At 71.6% G+C, this 21,621-nt stretch carries 17 protein-coding genes; 8 read left to right on the forward strand and 9 right to left on the reverse strand.

All coding sequences use genetic code 11. The features are described 5' to 3' along the window. The first annotated feature begins 50 nt into the window (after positions 1 to 50). Complete coding sequence (locus AC3RX1_RS13820; RefSeq protein ID WP_491501830.1) at positions 51 to 476, forward strand: VOC family protein; 426 nt, start codon at positions 51 to 53, stop codon at positions 474 to 476. Between the two features lie 4 nt (positions 477 to 480). Here AC3RX1_RS13820 and ispG read toward each other — a convergent pair whose 3' ends face one another. Beyond that, positions 481 to 1,611 (reverse strand): flavodoxin-dependent (E)-4-hydroxy-3-methylbut-2-enyl-diphosphate synthase, encoded by a 1,131-nt coding sequence (gene ispG, locus AC3RX1_RS13825; RefSeq protein WP_491501965.1) that lies wholly within the window; start codon positions 1,609 to 1,611, stop codon positions 481 to 483. 231 nt (positions 1,612 to 1,842) lie between these two features. On the opposite strand from ispG, the gene AC3RX1_RS13830 reads away from it, so the two are divergent. Further along, entirely contained in the window at positions 1,843 to 3,762 is a 1,920-nt protein-coding gene (locus tag AC3RX1_RS13830; RefSeq protein WP_491501831.1) for an anthranilate synthase family protein, read from the forward strand. Here the strand turns inward: AC3RX1_RS13830 and AC3RX1_RS13835 are convergent, their stop codons facing one another. After that, positions 3,763 to 5,040: a M50 family metallopeptidase gene (locus AC3RX1_RS13835; RefSeq protein ID WP_491501832.1), complete on the reverse strand. Its 1,278-nt coding sequence runs from the start codon at positions 5,038 to 5,040 to the stop codon at positions 3,763 to 3,765. It abuts the gene before it with no gap. A gap of 57 nt (positions 5,041 to 5,097) precedes the next feature. Here AC3RX1_RS13835 and AC3RX1_RS13840 point away from each other — a divergent pair, with 57 nt between their 5' ends. From AC3RX1_RS13840 to AC3RX1_RS13850, 3 genes are all read left to right on the forward strand, one after another. Further along, entirely contained in the window at positions 5,098 to 5,721 is a 624-nt protein-coding gene (locus AC3RX1_RS13840; RefSeq protein ID WP_491501833.1) for a hypothetical protein, read from the forward strand. A gap of 81 nt (positions 5,722 to 5,802) precedes the next feature. Beyond that, the gene (locus tag AC3RX1_RS13845; protein ID WP_491501834.1) at positions 5,803 to 6,540 is read left to right on the forward strand and encodes a DUF1775 domain-containing protein; all 738 of its coding nucleotides are present in this window, start codon (positions 5,803 to 5,805) and stop codon (positions 6,538 to 6,540) included. A 40-nt stretch (positions 6,541 to 6,580) separates the two neighbouring features. Beyond that, entirely contained in the window at positions 6,581 to 8,230 is a 1,650-nt protein-coding gene (locus AC3RX1_RS13850; RefSeq protein WP_491501835.1) for a Mur ligase family protein, read from the forward strand. Positions 8,231 to 8,243: 13 nt separating this feature from the next. On the opposite strand, the gene dxr is transcribed toward AC3RX1_RS13850, so the two are convergent. Further along, positions 8,244 to 9,332 (reverse strand): 1-deoxy-D-xylulose-5-phosphate reductoisomerase, encoded by a 1,089-nt coding sequence (gene dxr, locus AC3RX1_RS13855; protein WP_491501836.1) that lies wholly within the window; start codon positions 9,330 to 9,332, stop codon positions 8,244 to 8,246. Between the two features lie 42 nt (positions 9,333 to 9,374). Next, positions 9,375 to 10,313 (reverse strand): FKBP-type peptidyl-prolyl cis-trans isomerase, encoded by a 939-nt coding sequence (locus AC3RX1_RS13860; protein WP_491501837.1) that lies wholly within the window; start codon positions 10,311 to 10,313, stop codon positions 9,375 to 9,377. 168 nt (positions 10,314 to 10,481) lie between these two features. On the opposite strand from AC3RX1_RS13860, the gene AC3RX1_RS13865 reads away from it, so the two are divergent. After that, on the forward strand, positions 10,482 to 11,240 hold the full coding sequence (locus AC3RX1_RS13865; protein ID WP_491501966.1) for a lysophospholipid acyltransferase family protein: 759 nt from the start codon (positions 10,482 to 10,484) through the stop codon (positions 11,238 to 11,240). Here the strand turns inward: AC3RX1_RS13865 and AC3RX1_RS13870 are convergent. Further along, the gene (locus AC3RX1_RS13870) at positions 11,209 to 11,709 is read right to left on the reverse strand and encodes an OsmC family protein (protein WP_491501838.1); all 501 of its coding nucleotides are present in this window, start codon (positions 11,707 to 11,709) and stop codon (positions 11,209 to 11,211) included. The two genes, AC3RX1_RS13865 and AC3RX1_RS13870, sit on opposite strands and share 32 nt — an antisense overlap. Before the next feature lie 33 nt (positions 11,710 to 11,742). Here AC3RX1_RS13870 and AC3RX1_RS13875 point away from each other — a divergent pair, with 33 nt between their 5' ends. After that, entirely contained in the window at positions 11,743 to 12,732 is a 990-nt protein-coding gene (locus AC3RX1_RS13875; protein WP_491501839.1) for an asparaginase, read from the forward strand. A gap of 57 nt (positions 12,733 to 12,789) precedes the next feature. Further along, a complete protein-coding gene (ald, locus tag AC3RX1_RS13880) occupies positions 12,790 to 13,905 on the forward strand; it encodes an alanine dehydrogenase (protein WP_491501840.1) in 1,116 nt (371 codons plus the stop codon). A 12-nt stretch (positions 13,906 to 13,917) separates the two neighbouring features. Here the strand turns inward: ald and AC3RX1_RS13885 are convergent, their stop codons facing one another. The 4 genes from AC3RX1_RS13885 to AC3RX1_RS13900 all read right to left on the reverse strand — a co-directional run bounded on the left by AC3RX1_RS13885 (position 13,918) and on the right by AC3RX1_RS13900 (position 21,620). After that, complete coding sequence (locus AC3RX1_RS13885; protein ID WP_491501841.1) at positions 13,918 to 16,788, reverse strand: FtsK/SpoIIIE domain-containing protein; 2,871 nt, start codon at positions 16,786 to 16,788, stop codon at positions 13,918 to 13,920. A gap of 68 nt (positions 16,789 to 16,856) precedes the next feature. Further along, entirely contained in the window at positions 16,857 to 17,732 is an 876-nt protein-coding gene (locus AC3RX1_RS13890) for a PP2C family protein-serine/threonine phosphatase (protein WP_491501842.1), read from the reverse strand. Between the two features lie 58 nt (positions 17,733 to 17,790). Continuing rightward, the gene (locus AC3RX1_RS13895) at positions 17,791 to 19,830 is read right to left on the reverse strand and encodes an ABC transporter ATP-binding protein (protein ID WP_491501843.1); all 2,040 of its coding nucleotides are present in this window, start codon (positions 19,828 to 19,830) and stop codon (positions 17,791 to 17,793) included. Continuing rightward, a complete protein-coding gene (locus AC3RX1_RS13900; RefSeq protein WP_491501844.1) occupies positions 19,827 to 21,620 on the reverse strand; it encodes an ABC transporter ATP-binding protein in 1,794 nt (597 codons plus the stop codon). The genes AC3RX1_RS13895 and AC3RX1_RS13900 overlap by 4 nt, the downstream gene beginning before the upstream one ends. Between the last annotated feature and the right edge of the window lies 1 nt (position 21,621).

A 21,621-nucleotide genomic window follows, 5' to 3' on the forward strand; every position in this document is an offset into this window, starting at 1 on the left:
TCGCGCTACCGTGACGACACCGGCTCACCGCACCGCTCAGGAGGAACGATATGGCGACCCTCGGCAACATCACGTTCTATGCGGACGACCCCCGCGCGCTCTCCCACTTCTGGAGCGACGTGTTCGGCTACCCGCACGCCGACTTCGAGGGCCCACTGAAGGAGCAGCTCCTCGCGGCCGGGCTCACCGAAGCCGACCTCGCCACCCGGGGACTGGCCGAGGATCCGCAGAAGAAGGGCCCCCGCCTGATCTTCCATCATGCCGACGGCCCCAAGGCGAACCGGAACCGCCTCCACCTCGACATCCGCACCCCCGACGGCGAGGCGCCGTTCCGTGAGCGGCTCGAGGCCGAGAAGGACCGCCTCGTCGCGCTGGGCGCGACCGTCGTGCGACTCATCGACCAGCAGTGGGGACCGTGGCCGGAGCTGTACTACCAGCTGCGCGATCCCGAGGGGAACGAGTTCTGCCTCGAGTGAGGCGTCAGGCCGTCACGACCTGAGCGGTGCCCACGGCGGCATCCGGGCCCAGGTCGTCGGCAAGCCGGTTGGCCTCGGCGATGAGGGTCGGCACGATCTCGTCCTCCGGCACGGTCTTGATGACCTGCCCCTTCACGAAGATCTGCCCCTTGCCGTTGCCCGACGCCACCCCGAGGTCGGCTTCGCGCGCCTCCCCAGGGCCGTTCACGACGCATCCCATCACCGCCACCCGCAGCGGGACCGTCATGTCCTTCAGGCCGTCGGTCACCGCCTCGGCGAGCGAGTACACGTCGACCTGCGCCCGCCCGCAGGACGGACACGACACGATCTCGAGCGTGCGTTCGCGCAGCCCGAGCGACTGCAGGATCTGGTGGCCCACCTTCACCTCTTCGACCGGCGGCGCCGACAGCGACACCCGGATCGTGTCGCCGATCCCCTCGCCGAGGAGGATGCCGAACGCCGTCGCCGACTTCACGGTGCCCTGCAGCGCCGGCCCCGCCTCGGTCACTCCGAGGTGCAGCGGCCAGTCGCCGCGCTGCGCGAGCAGCCGGTACGCCTGGACCATCGTGACCGGATCGTGGTGCTTCACCGAGATCTTGAAGTCGTGGAAGTCGTGCTCCTCGAACAGCGACGCCTCCCACACCGCGCTCTCCACGAGCGCCTCCGGCGTCGCCGCCCCGTACTTCTCCAGCAGCCGCTTGTCGAGGGAGCCGGCGTTGACGCCGATGCGCAGAGAGACTCCGGCGTCCTTCGCCGCTCTCGCGATCTCGCCCACCTTGTCGTCGAACTGACGGATGTTCCCGGGGTTGACCCGCACTCCGCCGCAACCCGCGTCGATCGCCTGGAACACATACTTCGGCTGGAAGTGGATGTCGGCGATCACCGGAATCTGGCTCTTCCGCGCGATGACCGGCAGCGCGTCGGCGTCGTCCTGGCTGGGCACCGCGACGCGGACGATTTCGCAGCCGGATGCCGTCAGCTCGGCGATCTGCTGCAGCGTCGCGTTGATGTCGGTCGTCGGCGTCGCCGTCATCGACTGCACCGTGACCGGGGCATCGCCTCCCACGGCGACCGCGCCCACCCTGATCTGCCGGCTCTTGCGACGCGGGGAGAGCACGTGCGGGGCGCGGGGCATCCCGAGGTTCACTGCAGGCACGCGAACAGCCTACGCCGCGGACCGTTCGTCGCCCCGGACAGCGACGGCGTCACACGGCAGGGACGCGGGCAGCCGTGTGGTAGTTTCGGCGCATGTTCGCGACCCGTTCCTGGTGGCCCGCCCGCTGAGGCGGTGCTTTCGCGATACTGACGACAGACCGCCCCCGTGGCGGTCTTTGCGTATGCGGCCGCCCAGAACGAAAGGCCGGCGATGACCCCGAGCCCCGCCACCGCATCCGACGTCCTGAACGCCCTGCGCACCGGCGACCGGCCGTTCGCGCTGCTCGCGCGTGACGCCGACACGGTCGAGGTGCTCACGGGCGACGTCGTCGACGTCGAGCTGCTCGCAGACATCCCGCTCGTCGACGCATCCGGCACTGCGCGCGAGGTCCTCGCCCTCGTGCCGTTCCGCCAGGTGCGCGAGCGCGGCTTCGTGTGTCACGACGACGATGCGCCGCTGCGCTGCCTCGTCGTCGGCGAGCACATCTCCCTTCCACGGCGGGAGGTGATCGCCGCGCTGCCGACCGAGGCCGTCCCGCTGGAGGACGCGGGCTTCGACATCCCCGACGAGGAGTACGCCGAGATCGTGCGCACCGTGATCCGCGACGAGATCGGCCGCGGCGAAGGGGCGAACTTCGTCATCCGGCGCGACTTCACCGCCGGCGTCTCCACCGACGCGCGCACCGCCGGTCTGACGTGGTTCCGCGCCCTTCTCGAGCATGAGCGGGGCGCGTACTGGACGTTCGTGGTCGCGACCGAGGGCCACCTCGCGGTCGGTGCGAGCCCCGAGGCTCACGTCGTCGCGCACGACGGCATCGTGACGATGAACCCCATCTCCGGCACCTTCCGGCATCCGGCCGGCGGTGCCACGGCCGAGACGCTCACCGAGTTCCTGTCGTCGACGAAGGAGACCGAGGAGCTGTTCATGGTCGTCGACGAGGAGCTCAAGATGATGAGCGCCGTCTGTACCGACGGCGGACGGATCACCGGACCGCACCTCAAGGAAATGTCACGGCTCACCCACACCGAGTACGTCCTGCGGGGGCGGAGCGGCCTCGACCCGCGCGACATCCTGCGGGAGACGATGTTCGCGCCGACCGTGACCGGCTCCCCCATGCAGAACGCGTGCACCGTGATCACGCGTCACGAGCGGAGTCCCCGCGGCTACTACTCCGGCGTCGCGGCGCTGTTCACGCCGCGCGAGACCCTCGCCGTCGGAGAGCCGACGCACGACCTCGACGCGCCGATCCTCATCCGCACCGCGTACCTCGTCGACGGCCGGCTGCGCGTGCCCGTCGGCGCGACGCTCGTGCGCCACTCGGACCCGTATGGCGAGGTCGGCGAGACCCACGGCAAGGCCGCCGGCGTGCTGGGCGCGATCGGTGCCGTGGCGCGCGACGCCGCCCCGCTGGAGACGGCACCCGACGACGACGCGCCGACCGAGCCCCGGCGACTCGCCGACGACCCCGCGGTCGCGGAGCTGCTGGCCTCCCGCAACGCCCGCCTCGCGCCGTTCTGGCTGGACCCGCAGGGCCCCGCGGCCGATGCGCCGTTCCTCGGGGTCGACGCGCTCGTGGTCGACGCGGAGGACCGGTTCACGACGATGCTGGCGCATCAGCTGCGTCATCTCGGCCTCGAGGTGAGGATCGCCCCGTGGCACGAGGTGACGGATGCCGATGTCGACGACGCATCCCTCGTCGTATCCGGACCCGGCCCCGGCGACCCCCGCGACGACGCCAGTCCCCGCATCCGCCGCGTGCGCGAGATCGTCGCGCGGCGCCTCGATGCGGGTACACCGCTGCTCGCGGTCTGCCTCAGCCACCAGATCCTCGCCGACCGGCTCGGGCTGCGCCTCGTGCCGCTCGATCGCCCGCACCAGGGGCTGCAGAAGACGGTGGACATGTTCGGCGAGCCGGCGTCGATCGGGTTCTACAACACGTTCACGGCGCGCATCGCCCCCGGCGACGCCGACGCGGGCCCGGCCGTGATCGCGGCGGATGCGACGACCGGCGACGTGTCGGCGCTGCACGGTCCCCGGTTCGCGTCGGTCCAGGGACATCTGGAGTCGATCCTCTCGCGGGACGGGCTGCAGACGCTGCAGCGGCTCGTCGCGCACGCGATCGGGTCCTGACTACCGTCCGATCAGCGAGATCGGGTTGATCACGTCGGCGAGGATCAGCACCGCGCCCATCGCGACGAGCAGCACCACGACGACGAACGTGATCGGCACGAGGCGGGTGGCGTCCACCGGCTTCGGGGGCGGGCGGCGGAAGAGCTTCGCCCACGCTCGCTTCACGCCGTCCCACAGCGCGACCACGACGTGACCGCCGTCGAGCGGCAGCAGCGGCACGAGGTTGAACACGAACAGCGAGACGTTCAGCGATCCGAGCAGCACGAGGAAGAACGACACGCGGTCGAGGATCGGCGCGGTCGACGACGCCGCCTCGCCTGCGAGCACGCCGACGCCCACCGGCGACAGCGGGCTGTTCGGATCCCGCTCCCCACCGGTGATCATCGAGTGCACGATCCCGTAGAGCTTCTGCGGGAGCTGGACGATGATCTGGGTGACCGCGCCGACGTTCTGGAACGCCGCCGCCGGCCCGTCCCCGATGGGTTGGCGGACGTATTCGAGCTGGGAGGTGATCCCCGCGACGCCGACGGTCTCACCGTCGGTCTGCCGCGGGGCGGGCGTGAGCGCGATCGTCTGCTCGCCGCCGTCGCGCTCCACGACCAGCTGGATCGTCTCCCCCGGCGAGGACTGGATGATCTTCGACGCCGCGGCGAACGATTCGACCGGGGTGCCGTCGATCGACACGATGCGGTCGCCCGGCTCGAGACCGGCCTGGCTGGCGGGCGAGACCGGGTCGGATGCCGTGCACGAGGTCGCGGTGGCCGAGGAGGGCACGCACGGGCTGACCTTCGCGATCGTGGTGGTCGCGGTCTGCACCCCGATGCCGCTGAACGCGATCGTGAACAGCACGATCGCCAGGAGCAGGTTCATGAGGGGACCGCCGAGCATCACGATCACCCGCTTGTAGACCGGCAGCCGGTAGAAGACGCGCGTGTCGTCATCGCCGACCAGCGTCTCGTCGTTCGCGGCGCGCGCGTCCTGCACCATCGTCGCGAAGAACCCGCCGGCCGCCCGTCCTCCACGGGCCGCCTCCTTCGGAGAGGGCGGGTACATCCCGGCCATCGAGATGTAGCCGCCGAGGGGGATGGCCTTGACGCCGTACTCGGTCTCGCCCTTTCGGCGGGAGAACAGCGTCGGCCCGAAGCCGATCATGTACTGGCCGACGCGCACGCCGAACTTCTTCGCCGGCAGCAGATGGCCGAGCTCGTGCAGGGCGATCGAGACGGCGAGCCCCACGATCATGAGGACGATGCCGATGACGAAGGCGAGGACGGTCACGCCCCCACGGTAGCGGGGCCTGCTTTGAAGGAGCCGAGCACGCCCTACGCTGGAGTCGTGGACCGGGTCACGAGACAGCTGCGCGCACTGCGCGGCGTCGCGGCATCCGCTCTCACCGTCGTCATCGCCGCGACGGCGCACACCCTCGCCGGCGGGGGCGCCCCGTCGCCGATGCTGGTCGGCATCGCGGTCGTGCTCGCCGCCCCGATCGCCGTCGCACTCATCGGCCGACGGGCGCGCGCCATGCGCACGACGGCGGCCGTCGCCGCCGCGCAGGCGGTGTTCCACGGCGCGTTCGCCCTCTTCGGCGACAGCAGCGCGGTGGCCTACCTCCCGACCGGGACAGGCATCCACGCCCACTCCGCGATGTCGATGGTCGCGGTGCCCAGTGCCCACGCGATGCACAGTGCCCACGCGATGCACGACGGCGTCCACACGCTGTCGGCGCCGATGATCGCGGCCCATCTCGTGGCGGCGGCCGTCACCGTCGCACTGCTGCACGACGGCGAGCGCATGCTGCGTGCGCTCGGCCACGGCATCCGGCGCCTCCTGCCGGCGATCGCCGTCGACCTCCCGCCCGTCGCCGTCGTGCGCGTCGTGCACGGCCACGACCGCCGCACTCCCGCACGCCGGTTCTTCGAGACCGCGCTGCTGCGGCGCGGTCCGCCCCTCTGCGCCTGACACTCCCTCATCCCGCGACCGGCGCGGTGCTCGTCGAGCCCGCACGCCGTTCGTCGCGCCCGCAGACATCGAAGGACTCTCATGCACAACCGCACCACCCACTCCTCTCCCCGCCCGGTCCACGGCCACGGCCGCGTCCGCACGAGCGCCGGCCGCCGGTCGGCCGTCCGGCTGGGCGCCGGCCTCGCCGCCGGCGCTCTTCTCGCCGTCGCCGTGCCGCTTGCCGCGTCCGCGCATGTCGAGGTGGGGCCCGACAGCGCTCCCGCCGGCGCCACGACTGGGCTGACCTTCACGTTCCACCACGGCTGCGACGATGCCCCGACCACGGCCCTCGAGGTGACGATCCCCGACGGGATCGGCAACGTCACGCCCGTGGTCGAAGGCGGGTGGACCATCCAGCGCACCCTCGGTGACAACGGCGTTCCCACCCGTGTCGTGTACACGGCCGACAAGCCCATCGAATCGGGCCTTTCCGCTTCCGTGTCGATGGACGTGCTGTTCGACACCTCGGCTGAGGGGAAGACCATCGCCTTCCCCGTCGTGCAGAAGTGCACGACCGGCCAGACCGACTGGACGCAGGTCCCGCCCGCCGGCAAGAGCGCGGAGGACCTCGACACGCCCGCGCCCGCGGTGACCGTCGGCCCGAAGTCGGCCGATGGCGCGGATGCGGACCACCACGGCGTCGACGCAGCCGGGCAGGGCACGACGGCCGAGGCGGACCCGCTGGCCCGCTGGCTCGGAGCGGGGGGCCTCGTCGCCGGCGTCGCCGCGCTGGCGGTCGCGATCACATCCGCCACGCGCCGCCGCGCCCGCGGCTGACGGAGGGCTCGAGGGTGCGAGATGAGATGATTGTCCAGCCATGAGCGCAGATTCCGCACCCTCGAACCTTCCGCCCGTCCTGCGGCCGGAGCATCCCCCGATCCGCTCGCTCGCCGAGCTCGCCGCCCGCTTCTCGGGCGATGTGCGCGGCACCGTCGACGGCGTGACGCTGACCGGCATCACCCTCGCCACCGCCGACCTGCGCGCCGGCGAGGCGTTCGTCGCGATCCGCGGCGGCCTCCGGCACGGCGCGGAGTTCGCCGCCGCCGCTGCACAGAAGGGCGCCGTCGCCGTCATCACCGACGCGGCCGGCGCCGACATCGCGGCGGACGCGGGGCTGCCGCTCATCGTGGTGGACGATCCGCGCGCCCTGCTCGGGGATCTCTCGGCATGGGTGTACCAGACCGGCGCGCACGACGATCTGCCCCTGCTGTTCGGCACCACCGGCACGAACGGCAAGACGAGCGTCTCGCACCTGCTGGAGGGGGTCCTCGGGCAGCTCGGCGTGGTCACGGGGCTGTCCTCGACGGCGGAGCGGCACATCGCCGGCGAGGTCATCGTCTCGCGGCTGACCACTCCCGAGGCATCCGAGTTCCACGCACTGCTCGCGCTCATGCGGGAGCGAGGCGTGCAGGCCGTGGCGGTCGAGGTCAGCGCCCAGGCCCTCAGTCGGCACCGGGTCGACGGTCTCATGTTCGACGTCGCCGGCTTCACGAACCTGTCCCACGACCACCTCGACGACTACGCCGACATGCGCGAGTACTTCGAGGCGAAGCTGCCGCTGTTCACGGCGGCCCGCGCCCGCCGCGCCGTCGTGTGCCTCGACTCCGCGTCGGGCGTCGATGTGGTCGCCCGCTGCGAGGTGCCGTGCACCACGATCGTCACCCCGGCGATCGCGGTGGATCCCGAGGCCGACGCCGACTGGACCGTCGAGATCGTGGAGGAGCGCCAGGACGGCACCACCTTCACGCTGCACGGGCGCGATGGGCGCCGGCTCACGACCGTGGTCCCGACGATCGGCCGTCACATGGCGGCCAACGCGGGTCTCGCGATCGTCATGATCCTCGAGGCCGGCTATCCGTGGGACGACATCGTCGCGGCGCTCGACGGCCGACGCATCGATGCGTACCTTCCCGGCCGCACCCAGTTGGTGTCGGGTCCCGAGGGCCCGGCGATCTTCGTCGACTTCGGGCACTCCCCCGACGCGTTCGAGAAGACGCTCGCCGCGGTGCGACGGGTGACCCCGGGCAAGGTCGTGATGCTGTTCGGCGCCGACGGCGACCGCGATGCGACGAAGCGATACGACATGGCCCGCACCGCCGTGGAAGGCAGCGACATCCTCGTCGTGACCGACCACCATCCGCGCTTCGAGGACCCCGACGCGATCCGTGCGACGCTCGTGGCGGGTGCCCGTTCGGCGCGCCCGGATGCCGAGATCCACGAGTTCTCGCCGCCCGAGCGCGCCATCCGCGAGACCGTGAAGCTCGTGGGCGACGGCGACGCCGTGCTGTGGGCGGGGCCAGGCCACCAGGACTACCGCGACATCCGCGGACGCCGAGCGCCCTACTCCGCACGCGAGCTGTCGCGCCGCGCCCTGCGGGATGCCGGATGGGCCGTGCCCGATCCGCAGTGGCCGGTGCCGTATCCCGAGGACTCCACGCCGGCCTCCGATCCGGAGCGCCCGGCCTGACCGCCCTCGGCGTTCACGCCGGGAGCGAAGCGATCAGCCGATCGGCTTCGGCGCGAGCCCAGCGCTCGGCCTCGCCGAGCGTCTCGCGGGTGAGCGCGCCGGGCGCCTCGTGTGCGTCGACGACCCGGGCGATCGTGTCGACGATGCCGAGGAACGGCAGCCGGCCGTCGTGGAACGCGTCGACCGCCTGCTCGTTCGCCGCGTTGTAGACCGCCGGATACGTGCCGCCGGCGGCGCCGACGCGCTTCGCGAGCGCGACGGCGGGGAATGCATCGCCGTCGAGCGGCTCGAACGTCCACGACGACGCGGTCGTCCAGTCCAGGGGCCGGCCGACCCCCGCGACGCGGTGCGGCCAGTCGAGGCCGAGCGAGATCGGCAGTCGCATGTCGGGCGGCGAGGCCTGCGCGATCGTGGATCCGTCGACGAACTCGACCATCGAATGCACGACGGACTGGGGGTGCACGACGACGTCGATCCTGTCGTAGGGCACGGCGAACAGCAGATGCGCCTCGATCACCTCGAGCCCCTTGTTCACGAGGGTCGCCGAGTTCGTGGTCACCATGCGTCCCATCGTCCAGGTGGGATGCGCGAGCGCTTCCCCGGGGGTGACCTGCTGCAGCGACGAGCGGCCGCGACCGCGGAACGGGCCGCCCGATGCGGTGAGCACGAGCCGGCGCACCTCGGCGGGAGCGCCGGAACGCAGCGCCTGCGCGATCGCGGAGTGCTCGGAGTCGACCGGCACGATCTGCCCCGGGGCCGCGAGCGCCGTCACGAGGTCTCCCCCGACGATGAGCGACTCCTTGTTCGCGAGGGCGAGCGTGCGGCCGCTCTCCAGCGCCGCGAGCGTCGGCCCGAGACCCACCGAGCCGGTGATGCCGTTCAGCACGACGTCGGCGTCGACATCCCGGACGAGCTGCTCGGCCTCGGCGGCGCCGAGCGCCGTGTGCTCGACCGCGAACTCAGCGGCTTGCGCCGCCACGCCCTCGGCGTCGGTGCCGGCGGCGAGGCCGGCGACCTCGAACCGGCCCGGGTTCGCGCGGATGACGTCGAGCGCCTGGGTGCCGATCGACCCGGTGGACCCGAGGATGAGGACGCGTCTCATCCCGTCAGCCTATGCCGGGCCGCGCGGCGCGCCGGGACCGCGTTACTGGGTGCCCGCGTGCTGCGCGCCGAGGATGTCGATCACGAAGACGAGGGTCTTCCCCTTGAGCGACCCGGAGGTGTCGCCCATCGATGGCGGCATCACGACGAGGACCTGGCTGCCCACGGTCTGCCCGACCATGGCCTTGCCGAAGCCCTGGTACACGCCCTGCGTGTTGAAGGGGGCGGGGGCGCCGCGCTCCCAGCTGGAGTCGAACTTCTTCCCGTCGGCCCAGGTGACCCCGAGGTACTGGGTGAGCACCTGGTCGCCCTCGGCGACCTTCGCCCCGTCGCCCTTCTTGAGGACGGCGATCTTCAGGTCCTTCGGCTCGGCGGCGCCCTTGGGGATCGTGATCGAGGGTGTGCCGTTCTTCGCGAGCTCGACGGTCGGCATTCCCGCCACCGGAGCCTGCGCGGCGCCCCATGCGGCGGTCGGCACGATCTTCAGCACGTCGACGACGTCGATGCTCGCCGGAGTCGACTCGTCGCCGGGCATCGTCGCGACCACGCGCGTGCCGACGCCCGCGCAGCCGAGCACCTTGCCGAGCACGCTGTCGGCGGAGACCTGCTGGGGCAGCAGGCTCGACGCGGTCTGCCCGATGGCGCCGTTCTTGTCGCCGGTCTTCGCGTTGTACTCGGTGAGCGCGAACTGCACGAGGTCGCCGGCCTTCAGCTTGTCGCCCTTGCCCTCGGTCACGACGGTGCTCTGCAGCTTGTCGACGGTCAGCGGCTTGGTGAAGCTGATCTTCGCCTCCTTGCCGACCTCGCCGGTCACCTTCACGGCGTCGGATGCGGCGCCGGAGGCGACCTTCGCCGTGCACAGGTCGGCGGCGGCCGACGTCGACGTGGGAGACGTCTTCGGTGCTGCCTGCGACGAGCAGCCGACGAGCGCCACCGCGGCGAGCGCGACGGCCGAAAGAGCGATGATGGGGCGGATACGCACAGAGATCCTCAGATTTCTCGGGGAAGGCGGAACGTCCATCGTCCCGCACTTTCTCAAGTGCTTGCTGGGAAAGCCGTCACCGCGGCCTGGGCACCATGACCGAACTGCGCTGCTATTCCGCATCGGGAATGGGCGGGGCAGTACCCTCGATGGGTGACAGATCCGGAGATCCCCGCGTCCGATGCCACGCCCGGTTCGTCGTCGACCTCGGTCGCGTTCGCCTACGCCGTCGGCCGTTTCGTGCTGACGCCGCTCGCGCGTGTGCTGTATCGGCCGCACATCACCGGCCGTGAGCATGTGCCCCGCAGCGGCCCGGTGATCTTCGCGAGCAACCACCTGTCGTTCATCGACTCGATCGCGATCCCGGTCTCGTCCCCCCGCAACGTCCGCTTCCTCGCGAAGGCCGCGTACTTCGAGGGAAAGGGCCTGTCGGGCTGGTTCTCGAAGACGTTCTTCACCGCGCTCGGCGCGAACCCGGTGCGCCGCGGTGCGGGGCAGGCGGCGCTCGAGGCGCTCGATCAGCAGAAGCAGCTGCTGGAGGACGGCGAGGCGATCGCCCTGTATCCCGAGGGCACCCGGTCGCTCGACGGGCGGCTGTACAAGGGCCGCACCGGCGTCGCGTTCCTGGCCCTGCAGACCGGGGCGCCGGTGATCCCCGTCGGCCTCGTCGGGACCAACGAGATCATGCCGGTCGGCGCGAAGCTTCCGCGGCTCCGCCCGCGCGTGTCGGTGCGGTTCGGCGAGCCGATCGACGTGAGCGCCCACGGTCCCGCCTCCTCGGGGCGTGCGCGCCGCCTCGCGACCGACGAGATCATGGCGGCGATCCACGCGCTGAGCGGTCAGGAGCTCGCGCACGCCTACAACGAGGTGCCCGCCCAGACGCCGATCGAGCGCATCAAGCAGGCCCTTCCGCACGAGCGTCGCTGACGCCGACCTCGACGGCGGGCTCGACGCGGACCGGGAAGTTCACCGAGTTCGCGATGAAGCACCATTCGTGCGCCTGATGGTGGGCCTGCGTCGCCGCCTCCACCATGGACGCATCCGCCACCTGCACGCGGGGCCGCAGCACCACCTCCTCGAAGGCACCGCCGCCGCGCCCGTCTTCGCGCATGACACCGGATGCGTCGTCGCTGTAGCCCACGACCACCACACCGGCGCCCACGCACGCGTGCAGGTACGACAGCAGGTGGCACTCGCTGAGCGCCCCCACCAGGAGGTCTTCCGGATTCCAGCGCGACGGGTCGCCCCGGAACGGCTTGTCCGACGATGCGTGCAGGTCGGGCTTGCCCTCGGCCGACAGCGTCACGAGCCTGTCGTAGTCGCGATAGCCGGTCGTGCCGGCGCCCCGATTGCCCGTCCAGACCGCGCGCAGGCGGTAGTGGTGCTCGCCGATCATGGGCCCAGTCTGGCACGGCGCTAGGCTGAAGTCGTGCCGCAGACCTTCGCCGCCGACGCCGCCGTCGAGCTCGCCGTGATCGAGCGCAGCGGGTTCGTCGAGTCCCGTCACGTGGGCACGGCGATCGTCCTCGGGCCCAATGGCGAACCGGTGCGGGAGTACGGCGATACCGACGCCCTGATCCTCCCCCGCTCGACGCTGAAGCCGATCCAGGCCCTCGCGTGCCTCGGTGCCGGAGCACCGCTCACCGGTGAGCAGCTCGCCATGGCGACGGCCAGTCACACGGGCACCGATCGGCATGTCGCCGTGGTCCGCGACATCCTGGCCGCCGGCGGACTGGGCGAGGACGACCTGGGCTGCCCCGCCGCCTGGCCGACCGACGCCGCGACGCGTGCGGAGCTGATCCGCGATCACGCCGAACCGGCGCGCATCCGCATGAACTGCTCGGGAAAACATGCCGCAATGCTCCTGACCTGCCGCACGGCCGGCTGGGACACGACGGGATACCTCGACGTGAACCATCCCCTGCAGGTGCAGATCCGTGAGCTCGTGGAGCGCCTCACCGGCGCGCGGGTCGCGGCGACCGCGATCGACGGATGCGGTGCCCCGGTGCACGCTGTCACGCTCGCTGCGCTCGGGAGGGCCATGCACCGCATCGGCACATCGTCGGCCAGCTCGCCGTTCGCGCTGCACCGCAACGCCGGCGCGCTCGTGCGCGCGGTGCGCGAGAACCCGTGGACCATCGCCGGGCCCGGCCAGGCCGACACGATCGTGGTGGAGCGGCTCGGGGTGTTCTCGAAGTTCGGCGCCGAGGGCGTGCAGATCATGGTCGCCCCCGACGGCACCACGGTGGCGCTGAAGATGCTCGACGGGTCGTCGCGCGCCTCGGCGATCGTGGCGCTGCGCCTCCTCGAGCTGGCCGGCTCCCTCGACCCGTCGTCGGTCGCGGAGACGGCCGCACAGCTTCCGCTCGCCGTCACCGGCGGCGGACGGGATGTCGGGGCCATCCGCCCCGCGTTCTAGATCGGCTCCAGTGTCGGAGCCCGACCGAGCTCCCACCAGGAGCGGAAAGGACCCACGATGAGGATCAGCGTCCCCGCAGAGGTCAAGAACAACGAGTACCGGGTCGCTCTCACGCCGGCCGGCGTGCACGACCTGGTCTCGGCAGGGCACGAGGTGTTCGTGCAGCGCGGCGCCGGCATCGGCTCGTCGATGCCGGATGCGGAGTACGAGGCCGCCGGGGCGACGATGCTCGCCGACGTCGCCGAGGTCTGGGAGCGCGCCGAGCTGCTGCTGAAGGTGAAGGAGCCGGTCGCGACCGAGTACGGCTACTTCCGCGACGACCTCGTGCTGTTCACGTATCTCCACCTCGCCGCCGACCGTGCCCTCACCGAGCGGCTCCTGCACGACGGCGTGACGGCGATCGCATACGAGACGGTGCAGCTGCCGAACGGCTCACTGCCGCTGCTGGCGCCGATGAGCGAGGTCGCCGGGCGGCTGGCCCCGATGGTCGGTGCGCACACCCTCATGAGGTCGTCGGGCGGTCTCGGCCTCCTCATGTCGGGCGTTCCGGGAACCCGCCCGGCGCGCGTGACGATCATCGGCGGCGGGGTGGCCGGCGCGAACGCCGCGATCATCGCCGCGGGCCTCGGAGCCGACGTGACGGTGTTCGACACGAACGTCCAGCGTCTGCGCTACCTCGACGAGCACTTCCAGGGCCGCGTGAAGACGGCGGCGTCGAACCCGCTCGATCTCGATCGCGCCGTCGTCGACTCCGATCTCGTGATCGGATCGGTGCTCGTGCCCGGGTCGAAGGCGCCGAAGCTCGTCACGAACGACATGGTCGCGCGGATGCGGCCGGGATCGGTCCTCGTCGACATCGCCGTCGACCAGGGCGGCTGCTTCGCCGACACGCATCCCACCACGCACGACGACCCGACGTTCCCCGTACACGACAGCGTCTTCTACTGCGTCGCGAACATGCCGGGAGCGGTGCCGAACACGTCCACGTCGGCGCTCACGAACGCGACGCTGCCGTACATCCGGCAGATCGCGCGGCGCGGATGGCGCGACGCGCTCCGTGCCGATCCCGCGCTCGCAGCGGGTCTGAACACGGTCGAGGGCAAGATCGCGAACGCCGGCGTCGCCGCCGCGCACGGTCAGGAGCACACGCCGGTCGACCGGCTCATCGGCTGATCGGCCGGCTGATCATCCCGGTACGACCACGCGAACCGGCGCCGCCCCGCCCCGCACGAGCCACGCCCGGCCGCGGCCGGGCAGGCAGTACGGCGGCAGTGCGCGGTCGCCGGTGAGCAGCCGGTAGTCGGCGCCGCATCCGGCATCGACCAGCAGGTCGCCCTCGGAACGGACGGTCTGCAGCAGGCGCCACGATCGCTGCCACTGCTCGCCGTCGCCGATGACGACGAGCGGCCCGGCGACGCCGTCGACCGAGCGCGCGGCGGCCGCATCGACCGTGATCGTCTCGGCACCCGAGGCGTCGGCGTGCGCGGCGACGGCGCGTGCCGCGCCGGGGCGGGTGACCACTCCGGTGAGTCCGTCGTGCGGCCGCCACGACATCGGGTCGTACGCGGGGTGAACGGCGGGCCGCGGCGACCTCGCCAGCTGCACGAGGGCCCCGTCGAGAACGGCGCGGCCCGGCGGCATCCGGTCGTCGAAGTCGCAGGCTTCGCCGCCGGCGCTCACGACGTCGATGCGTGAGGCGCAGCGCAGGATCACCCGACGCGGCACGAGATCGGCGAGGCGCGACAGCGCCCCGGTCACGCGCTGCGCCGACATCACGACCTGCGGCCCGCCGCCTCCGGCCGCGTGGAAGAGCCGCTCGAGCCGCTCCCCCAGCGCCTGGGCGTAATCGAGCGGGAACTGCGCGAGCAGGGCGTCGAGGTCGTCGGCGAGGATGACGGTTCCGTGCTCGGGCACGGCGTCGGCGAGCCGTGCGACGACGTCCCATGCGGCCTCCGGGTGCGGCGGGATCCAGACCGCCGTGCCCGCCTGTGCGGCGACGAGCTCGAGAAGCGACGTGCGGCCCGAGCCCGGCATTCCGACCGCGCACAGCCCGCGGTCACCCGGCTCGAGGACCACCGGCGACTGCCGCTGCCGCTCCGGTTCATCGGCGCGCCCCAGCACGACGCCCGGCGGGGCGGATGCGGATGCCTCGGCCAGCGACAGCTGTGCCGGAAGCGCGGGAAGCCACGGGCGACGCGGCACCGGACCGCGTGCGCGGGCCGCGACCGACGCGACGAGCTGCGCGGACGACAGCGCGATCCGCACCGTCGTCGGGTCGGCGTCGGCGCCGCGCCGCACGAGCGCCACACCGCGGTGCTCGGCTGCTCCAGACAGCGCGGCGGCGTCCTCCGTGCCCACGAGCAGGCGGCTGTCCGCCGGGTCGGTGACACGCAGGCTGATGCGCAGGGGACAGTTCGCGAGCAGCGCGTCGCGGAAGGCGCCGGTCGCACGCTGCGTGCCGAGGATGAGGTGCATCCCGAGCGCTCGGCCGCGGGCCGCGATGTCGGTGAACAGCTCGTGCAGCTCGGGGTGACCGGCCAGCAGCGCGGCGAACTCGTCGACGACGATGACCAGGCGCGGAAGATCCGTGTCATCGATGTCGCGGCCGCCGGCACGCACGATCTCGGCCTCGCGCCGCCGCAGTTCCGCACGCAGGCTCTGCAGCGCCCTGCCCGCGCCGCGTGCGTCGAGGTCGGTGATGACGCCGGTCACGTGCGGCACGCCCGCGAGGGCGTCGAACGCCGTACCGCCCTTGAAGTCGGCCAGCAGGAACGTCACCTCGTCGGTGGTGTACCGCGCGCACAGTGCGGTGACCCACGTGGTGAGGAGTTCGCTCTTGCCGGAGCCGGTCACCCCGGCGACGACGGCGTGCGGCCCGTCGGCGACCAGGTCGAGGCGGAACGGCCGGCCACCTGCCGTCCCGACGACGGCCGAGAGCCCCGAACGTGACGGGACGTCCGACGCTCCGGCCCCGGCACGGGTGGAGTCGGCCGCGAGGAGGTCCGCGAGCCCGACCGGGTCGTCGGATGCGGTCGGGCCGAAGGCCGCCTCGGCACGCTCGGCGAGCGAGCGCGCGACGGCACGCGCCTGTTCGGCACCGATCCCCTCGATCTGGACGTGCGTCGACTCGCCGTCGCGCGCGAGCCGCGCGGTGTCGATTCCGGTGAGCGTGAGCACGGCACGGCAGCGCGGCGGAGCCGGCTCGCCCGGTGTCACGCGCGCGATGACGATGTCAGCATCGGCGGGAGTCGTATCCCGCGGCCCGCAGACCGCGAGCATCAGCGCATCGTGGCGATCGGTGCGCCTCGGGCGGGCAGCGGCGTGCGGGAGACCGGCCAGCCACTCGTCGATGTCGGCGCCACCGTCCAGCGGGCGGATGCGCAGCCGGCCGGGCGGCAGCGCCAGACACAACTGCAGCACGAGGGCGCGCACGACCGCGGCCGCGAGGGCGGGAGGCCCGACCACCGCCACGCCGCCGGAGGCCGGAACGGCGACAGGGGCGGCATCCAGCCGTGCCGCACGGCGACGCAGCTCGCGGGTCTCGGCGTCGTCGTCTCCGCCCTCGAGGCGCACGGCGCTGCGTGCCGGGCCGCACCCCACCACGAGCGTGCCCTCGCGGCCCGCGACCGGACGCCAGACCTCGTCGAGCGGCCCCTCGGGCTCGAGCAGTCGCAGCACGTCCGGATGGCGCGCCCAGAGTGCGTCGCGCTCCGACGCGTGCCGCGCGTCGATCGCGGCCGTCGCGCGCCGGCGTGCGCGCTCGGCGCCGTGGGCGGCGAGGCGCCGGTCGCGCCGGGTGGTCCGGGCGGTGTCGGCGAGTGAGGCGACCGCGATGAGGGGGCCGAGCGCGGCGAACCAGAGCATCGTGGTCGTACCGGTCGCGAGCCACAGGCCCACCGCCGCGACGACCGGCACGGCCGACGCCACGAGCGGGATCGTGCTCCGTCGCGCGGGCGGAGCCGACTGCGGGAGGCGCAGGGCGCCGTCGTCCGCATCGTCGTCGCGTGCGGGGCGCTCGAGAGCCGTCGCGTCGGGAGAAGCGGTGAGCCAGGACATAGCTCCCAGTCAAGACCCGGGCGGCCCTGTCCGTGCCGGGCCCCCGCGGATCGGTGGAGAACCGCTCGTCAGCCGGCGTCTGTGGAGGCGCCGCCGCGGCCGGCGTCGGCGCCGGCGTTCGCTCCGCCGGACTCGGCCGTGTCGTCGAAGTCGTCGTCGACCGTGCGGCGGCTCGACCCGTGGACGGTCACGTCGAGGACGATGATCGAGATGTTGTCCCGTCCGCCGTTCTCCAGCGCCGCGTCGAGCATCGCCGCGACGGCCTCGGCCGGCTCGGGATGCTCGGCCAGGAAGTGCTGGATTCCGTAGTCGGTGAGCTCCTTCGTCAGCCCGTCGGAGCAGATCACGAAGCGGTCGCCGTCGACGAGGTCGAGCCGCACGTAGTCGGGCTTGACACTGTCGGTCGCGCCGACGGCGCGGGTGATGACGTTCCCGTACGGGTGGTTCTCGGCCTCTTCGGGGCTGAGCCGGCCGGCGGCGATGAGCTCCTGCACGACCGAGTGGTCGGTGGTGATCTGCACGATCTGCCCGTCGCGTACGAGGTACACCCGGGAATCGCCGATGTTCAGCGTCACCCAGTGCGGGTCGCTCGCGGCGTGGTCGAAGTACACTCCCGTGACCGTCGTGCCGGTGCCGTCGTCGGTGGATTCAGGATGCGATGCGATGTCCTTCACCGCACGCGAGAGCGCCTTCTCGATCGCCTTGGGCGTGACCGTGCCCGACTCGGCCACCGGACGCAGCCGCTCGATCGTGCTCGTGCTGGCGATCTCGCCGCCGATATGCCCGCCCATGCCGTCGGCGACCACGAACAGCGGGTACTCGGCGAGCAGCGCATCCTGGTTCACCTCGCGGCGGCGGCCCACATCGGTGGCGGCCGCCCACGCGAGATCGACGGCGCCATCGTTCGACGGAATCGATCGCGATCCAGTGCGCACGTCGGGCACGCGGGTCCTCCCTCACGGTGGAGCGGCGCCGTCGAGGGTGGCCGACGACGTTCACATACTAGTTGACGCCGTCCTCGCCCTCCGGCTCGCGGGCCGCCGGCGCGGGAGCGTTCCCGCCCACCGGCGCTCCCGCCATCGCCGGAACGGGCGGTGCGCCGGAGTCGACCACCGGGGCCTCGAACTGCGCGTTGTACAGCCGCCAGTACGCTCCGCGCGCGGCGAGCAGCTCGTCGTGCCGGCCCTGCTCGACGATGTGCCCCTCCTCCATCACGAGGATCAGGTCGGCGTCGCGGATCGTCGACAGTCGGTGTGCGATGACGAACGAGGTCCGGTCTGCGCGCAGATTCGACATCGCCCGCTGGATGAGCAGCTCAGTGCGGGTGTCGACCGAGCTCGTCGCCTCGTCCAGGATGAGGATCCTCGGGTTCGCCAGGAACGCGCGGGCGATCGTGACGAGCTGACGCTCTCCGGCGGAGAGGTTCGTCGCCTCATCGTCGAGCACGGTGTCGTAGCCGTCGGGCAGCGCGTGCACGAAGCGGTCGACGTAGGCGGCGGTCGCCGCATCCACGATCTCCTGCTCGGTTGCATCGGGCCGGCCGTACAGGATGTTCTCCCGGATCGTCCCCGAGAACAGCCAGGTGTCCTGGAGCACCATGCCGGTGCGGCGGCGGAGGTCGTCCCGCGTCATGGCGCGGGTGTCGAGTCCCTCGAGGACGATCCGGCCGCTGTCGACGTCGTAGAACCGCATCACGAGGTTCACGAGCGTCGTCTTGCCGGCGCCGGTCGGCCCGACGATCGCGACGGTGCTGCCGGGCTCGGCGGTCAGGCTCAGCTCGTCGATGAGGGGCTTGTCGGGGACGTACCGGAAGGCGACGTCGTCGAACGCGAGGCGGCTGGCGTCGTCGGGCACCGTCTGCGCGGGATCCGCGTCCGGCGACTCGTCGGGCTCGTCGAGCAGTTCGAACACGCGCTCGGCGCTGGCGACTCCCGACTGCAGCAGGTTCGCCATCGACCCGAGCTGGCTCAGCGGCTGCGTGAACTGCCGGGAGTACTGGATGAAGGCCTGCACATCGCCGATCGAGATGAGACCGTTCGCGATCTGCAGTCCGCCGACGACGGCGATGCCGACGTACACGAGGTTCCCGACGAACATCATCGCCGGCATGATGATGCCCGAGACGAACTGGGCGCCGAAGCTCGCGCGGAACACCGCCTCGTTCTCGCGGCTGAAGTCGTCTTCCACGTCGCGCTGGTGCCCGTACACCTTCACGACCGCGTGACCCGAGAACGTCTCCTCCACGCGGGCGTTCAGCACGCCGGTGGCCGCCCACTGTGCGACGAACAGCTTCTGCGAGCGCTTGGCGACGAGCACCGTGATCACGATCGACAGCGGCACGGTGACGAGCGCGATCACTGCGAGCAGCGGCGAGATCGCGAACATCATGATGAGCACGCCGACCACCGTCAGCAGCGAGATCACGACCTGCGACATGCTCTGCTGCAGCGTCTGACCGATGTTGTCGACGTCGTTCGTGACCCGGCTGAGCAGCTCGCCGCGCTGCGTGCGGTCGTAGTACGACAGCGGCAGGCGGTGCAGCTTCTCCTCGACCTGCATGCGGATGCGGTGCATCGCGCGCTGCACGACGACGTTCAGGATGCGGCCCTGCAGCCACATGAAGACGGCCGACACGATGTACACCGTCAGAACGGCCCCGATGAGCCACGCGAGGTGGGCGAAGTCGATGCCCTGCCCGGGCGTGAACTGCATCCCCGCGAGCATGTCGGCGACCTGGCCGTTGCCGGACGCCCGCATCTGCTCGATGATCTGCGCCTTCGTCACGCCGGGCGGCACGTCCTTGAACTGCATCGACACGAACCCGGCCACCACGACGTTCGTCGCCTGGCCGAGGAGCTTCGGTCCGATGACGCTGAGGGTGACGCTCACGACGCCGAACGCGACGACGATCGCGAGCCAGAGCGCGTCGGGCCGCAGCATCCCGAGCAGGCGCTTCGCGCTCGGCCCGAAGTTCTGCGCCTTCTGCGCCGGAGCGCCCGCACCCGCCATCGGCCCGCGGCCGCGTGGTCCCTGCCCGCTCATGCTGCCTCCTGTGCCGAGAGCTGCGAATCGACGATCTCGCGGTAGGTCTCGTTCGACTCCGCGAGCTCGTCATGAGTGCCGATGCCGACGACTCGGCCGTGCTCGAGCACGACGACCTGGTCGGCGTGGCGGATCGTCGAGACCCGCTGCGCCACCACGAGGCGCGTCGCCTGGGGCAGCCGCTCGTCGAGCGCGTGCCGCAGCGCGGCATCCGTGCGCAGGTCCAGCGCCGAGAACGAGTCGTCGAAGATGTACACCTCGGGGCGGTGCACGAGGGCGCGGGCGATCGACAGCCGCTGGCGCTGCCCGCCGGAGAAGTTCGTTCCGCCCTGCGCGACCGCGGCATCCAGGCCCTCGGGCAGAGCGGCCACGAAGTCCTTGGCCTGCGCGATGTCGAGGGCCTCCCAGAGGTCGTCGTCGGTCGCCGCGGCGTCGCCGTAGCGGAGGTTCGACGCGATCGTGCCGGAGAAGAGGAACGCGCGCTGCTGGATCAGGCCGATCTTCTTCCACAGCTCGTCGGGGTCGAGCTCCCGCACATCGAATCCGTCGACAGTGACGCGTCCCCCGGTCACGTCGAACAGACGCGGCACGAGGCCGATGAGCGTCGTCTTGCCCGATCCCGTCGACCCGATGATGGCCGTCGTCGTGCCGGGCTCGACGGTGAACGAGATGTCGTGCAGCACGGCGTCGTCGGCGCCGGGATAGACGAAGTCGACGTGGTCGAACACGACGCGGCCGCGCGGCTGTGCCTCGGACTGGAGGCGCTCGAGCTCCTCGTCGAGGTCTTCGCCGCGCTCGGCGAACGGCTCGGCCGTCACCGGCCCCGCCGGTGCGACGACCGAGGGCTCGGTCTCGAGCACCTCTCCGATGCGGCCCGCGCAGACGGCCGCGCGCGGCACCATGACGAACATGAACGTCGCCATCATGACGCCCATGAGGATCTGCATCAGGTACGTGAGGAACGCGAACAGCGTGCCGATCTGCGCGTCGCCGTCCTGTACCTGCGACGCGCCGAACCAGATCACCGCCGCACCCGAGACGTTCAGCACGAGCATGACGGCCGGGAACATGATCGCCATCAGGTTCCCCGCCCGCACGCCCGACTCCATCACGTCGGCGCTCGCGCGCTCGAAGCGGCCGTGCTCCTGGCGCTCGCGTACGAAGGCGCGCACGACGCGGATGCCGGTCAGCTGCTCGCGCATCACCTGGTTGACGCGGTCGATGCGACGCTGCATCGCGCGGAACGCAGGCACCATCCGCACCACGATGAGCGAGACGATGACGAGCAGCACAGGCACGGCGACCGCCATCAGCCACGAGAGCCCGACATCCTGCTGGATCGCGAAGATCACTCCGCCGATCGCGAGGATCGGCGCCGAGACCATGAGGGTCGCCGACATCTGCACGAGCATCTGCACCTGCTGCACGTCGTTCGTGTTGCGGGTGATCAGCGACGGAGCACCGAATTGGCCCACCTCGCGCTGCGAGAACGCGACCACACGATGGAACAGATCACGACGGATGTCGCGACCGAGGCCCATCGCGAGGCGTGACCCGAAATACACCGCGACGATCGAGCACACGATCTGCACGAAGCTGATCGCGAGCATGATGCCGCCGGTGCGCCAGATGAAGCCGATGTCGCCCTTCAGCACTCCCTCGTCGATGATGTCCGCCTGAAGGGTCGGCAGCCACAGCGAGGCGAGCGCCTGGGCGATCTGGAAGACGAGCACGCCGACGATGAGCGGCCAGCCCGGCGCGAGGTAGCGGGCGAGGATTCTTCCCAGCATG

Source organism: Microbacterium altimontanum (assembly GCF_058349865.2).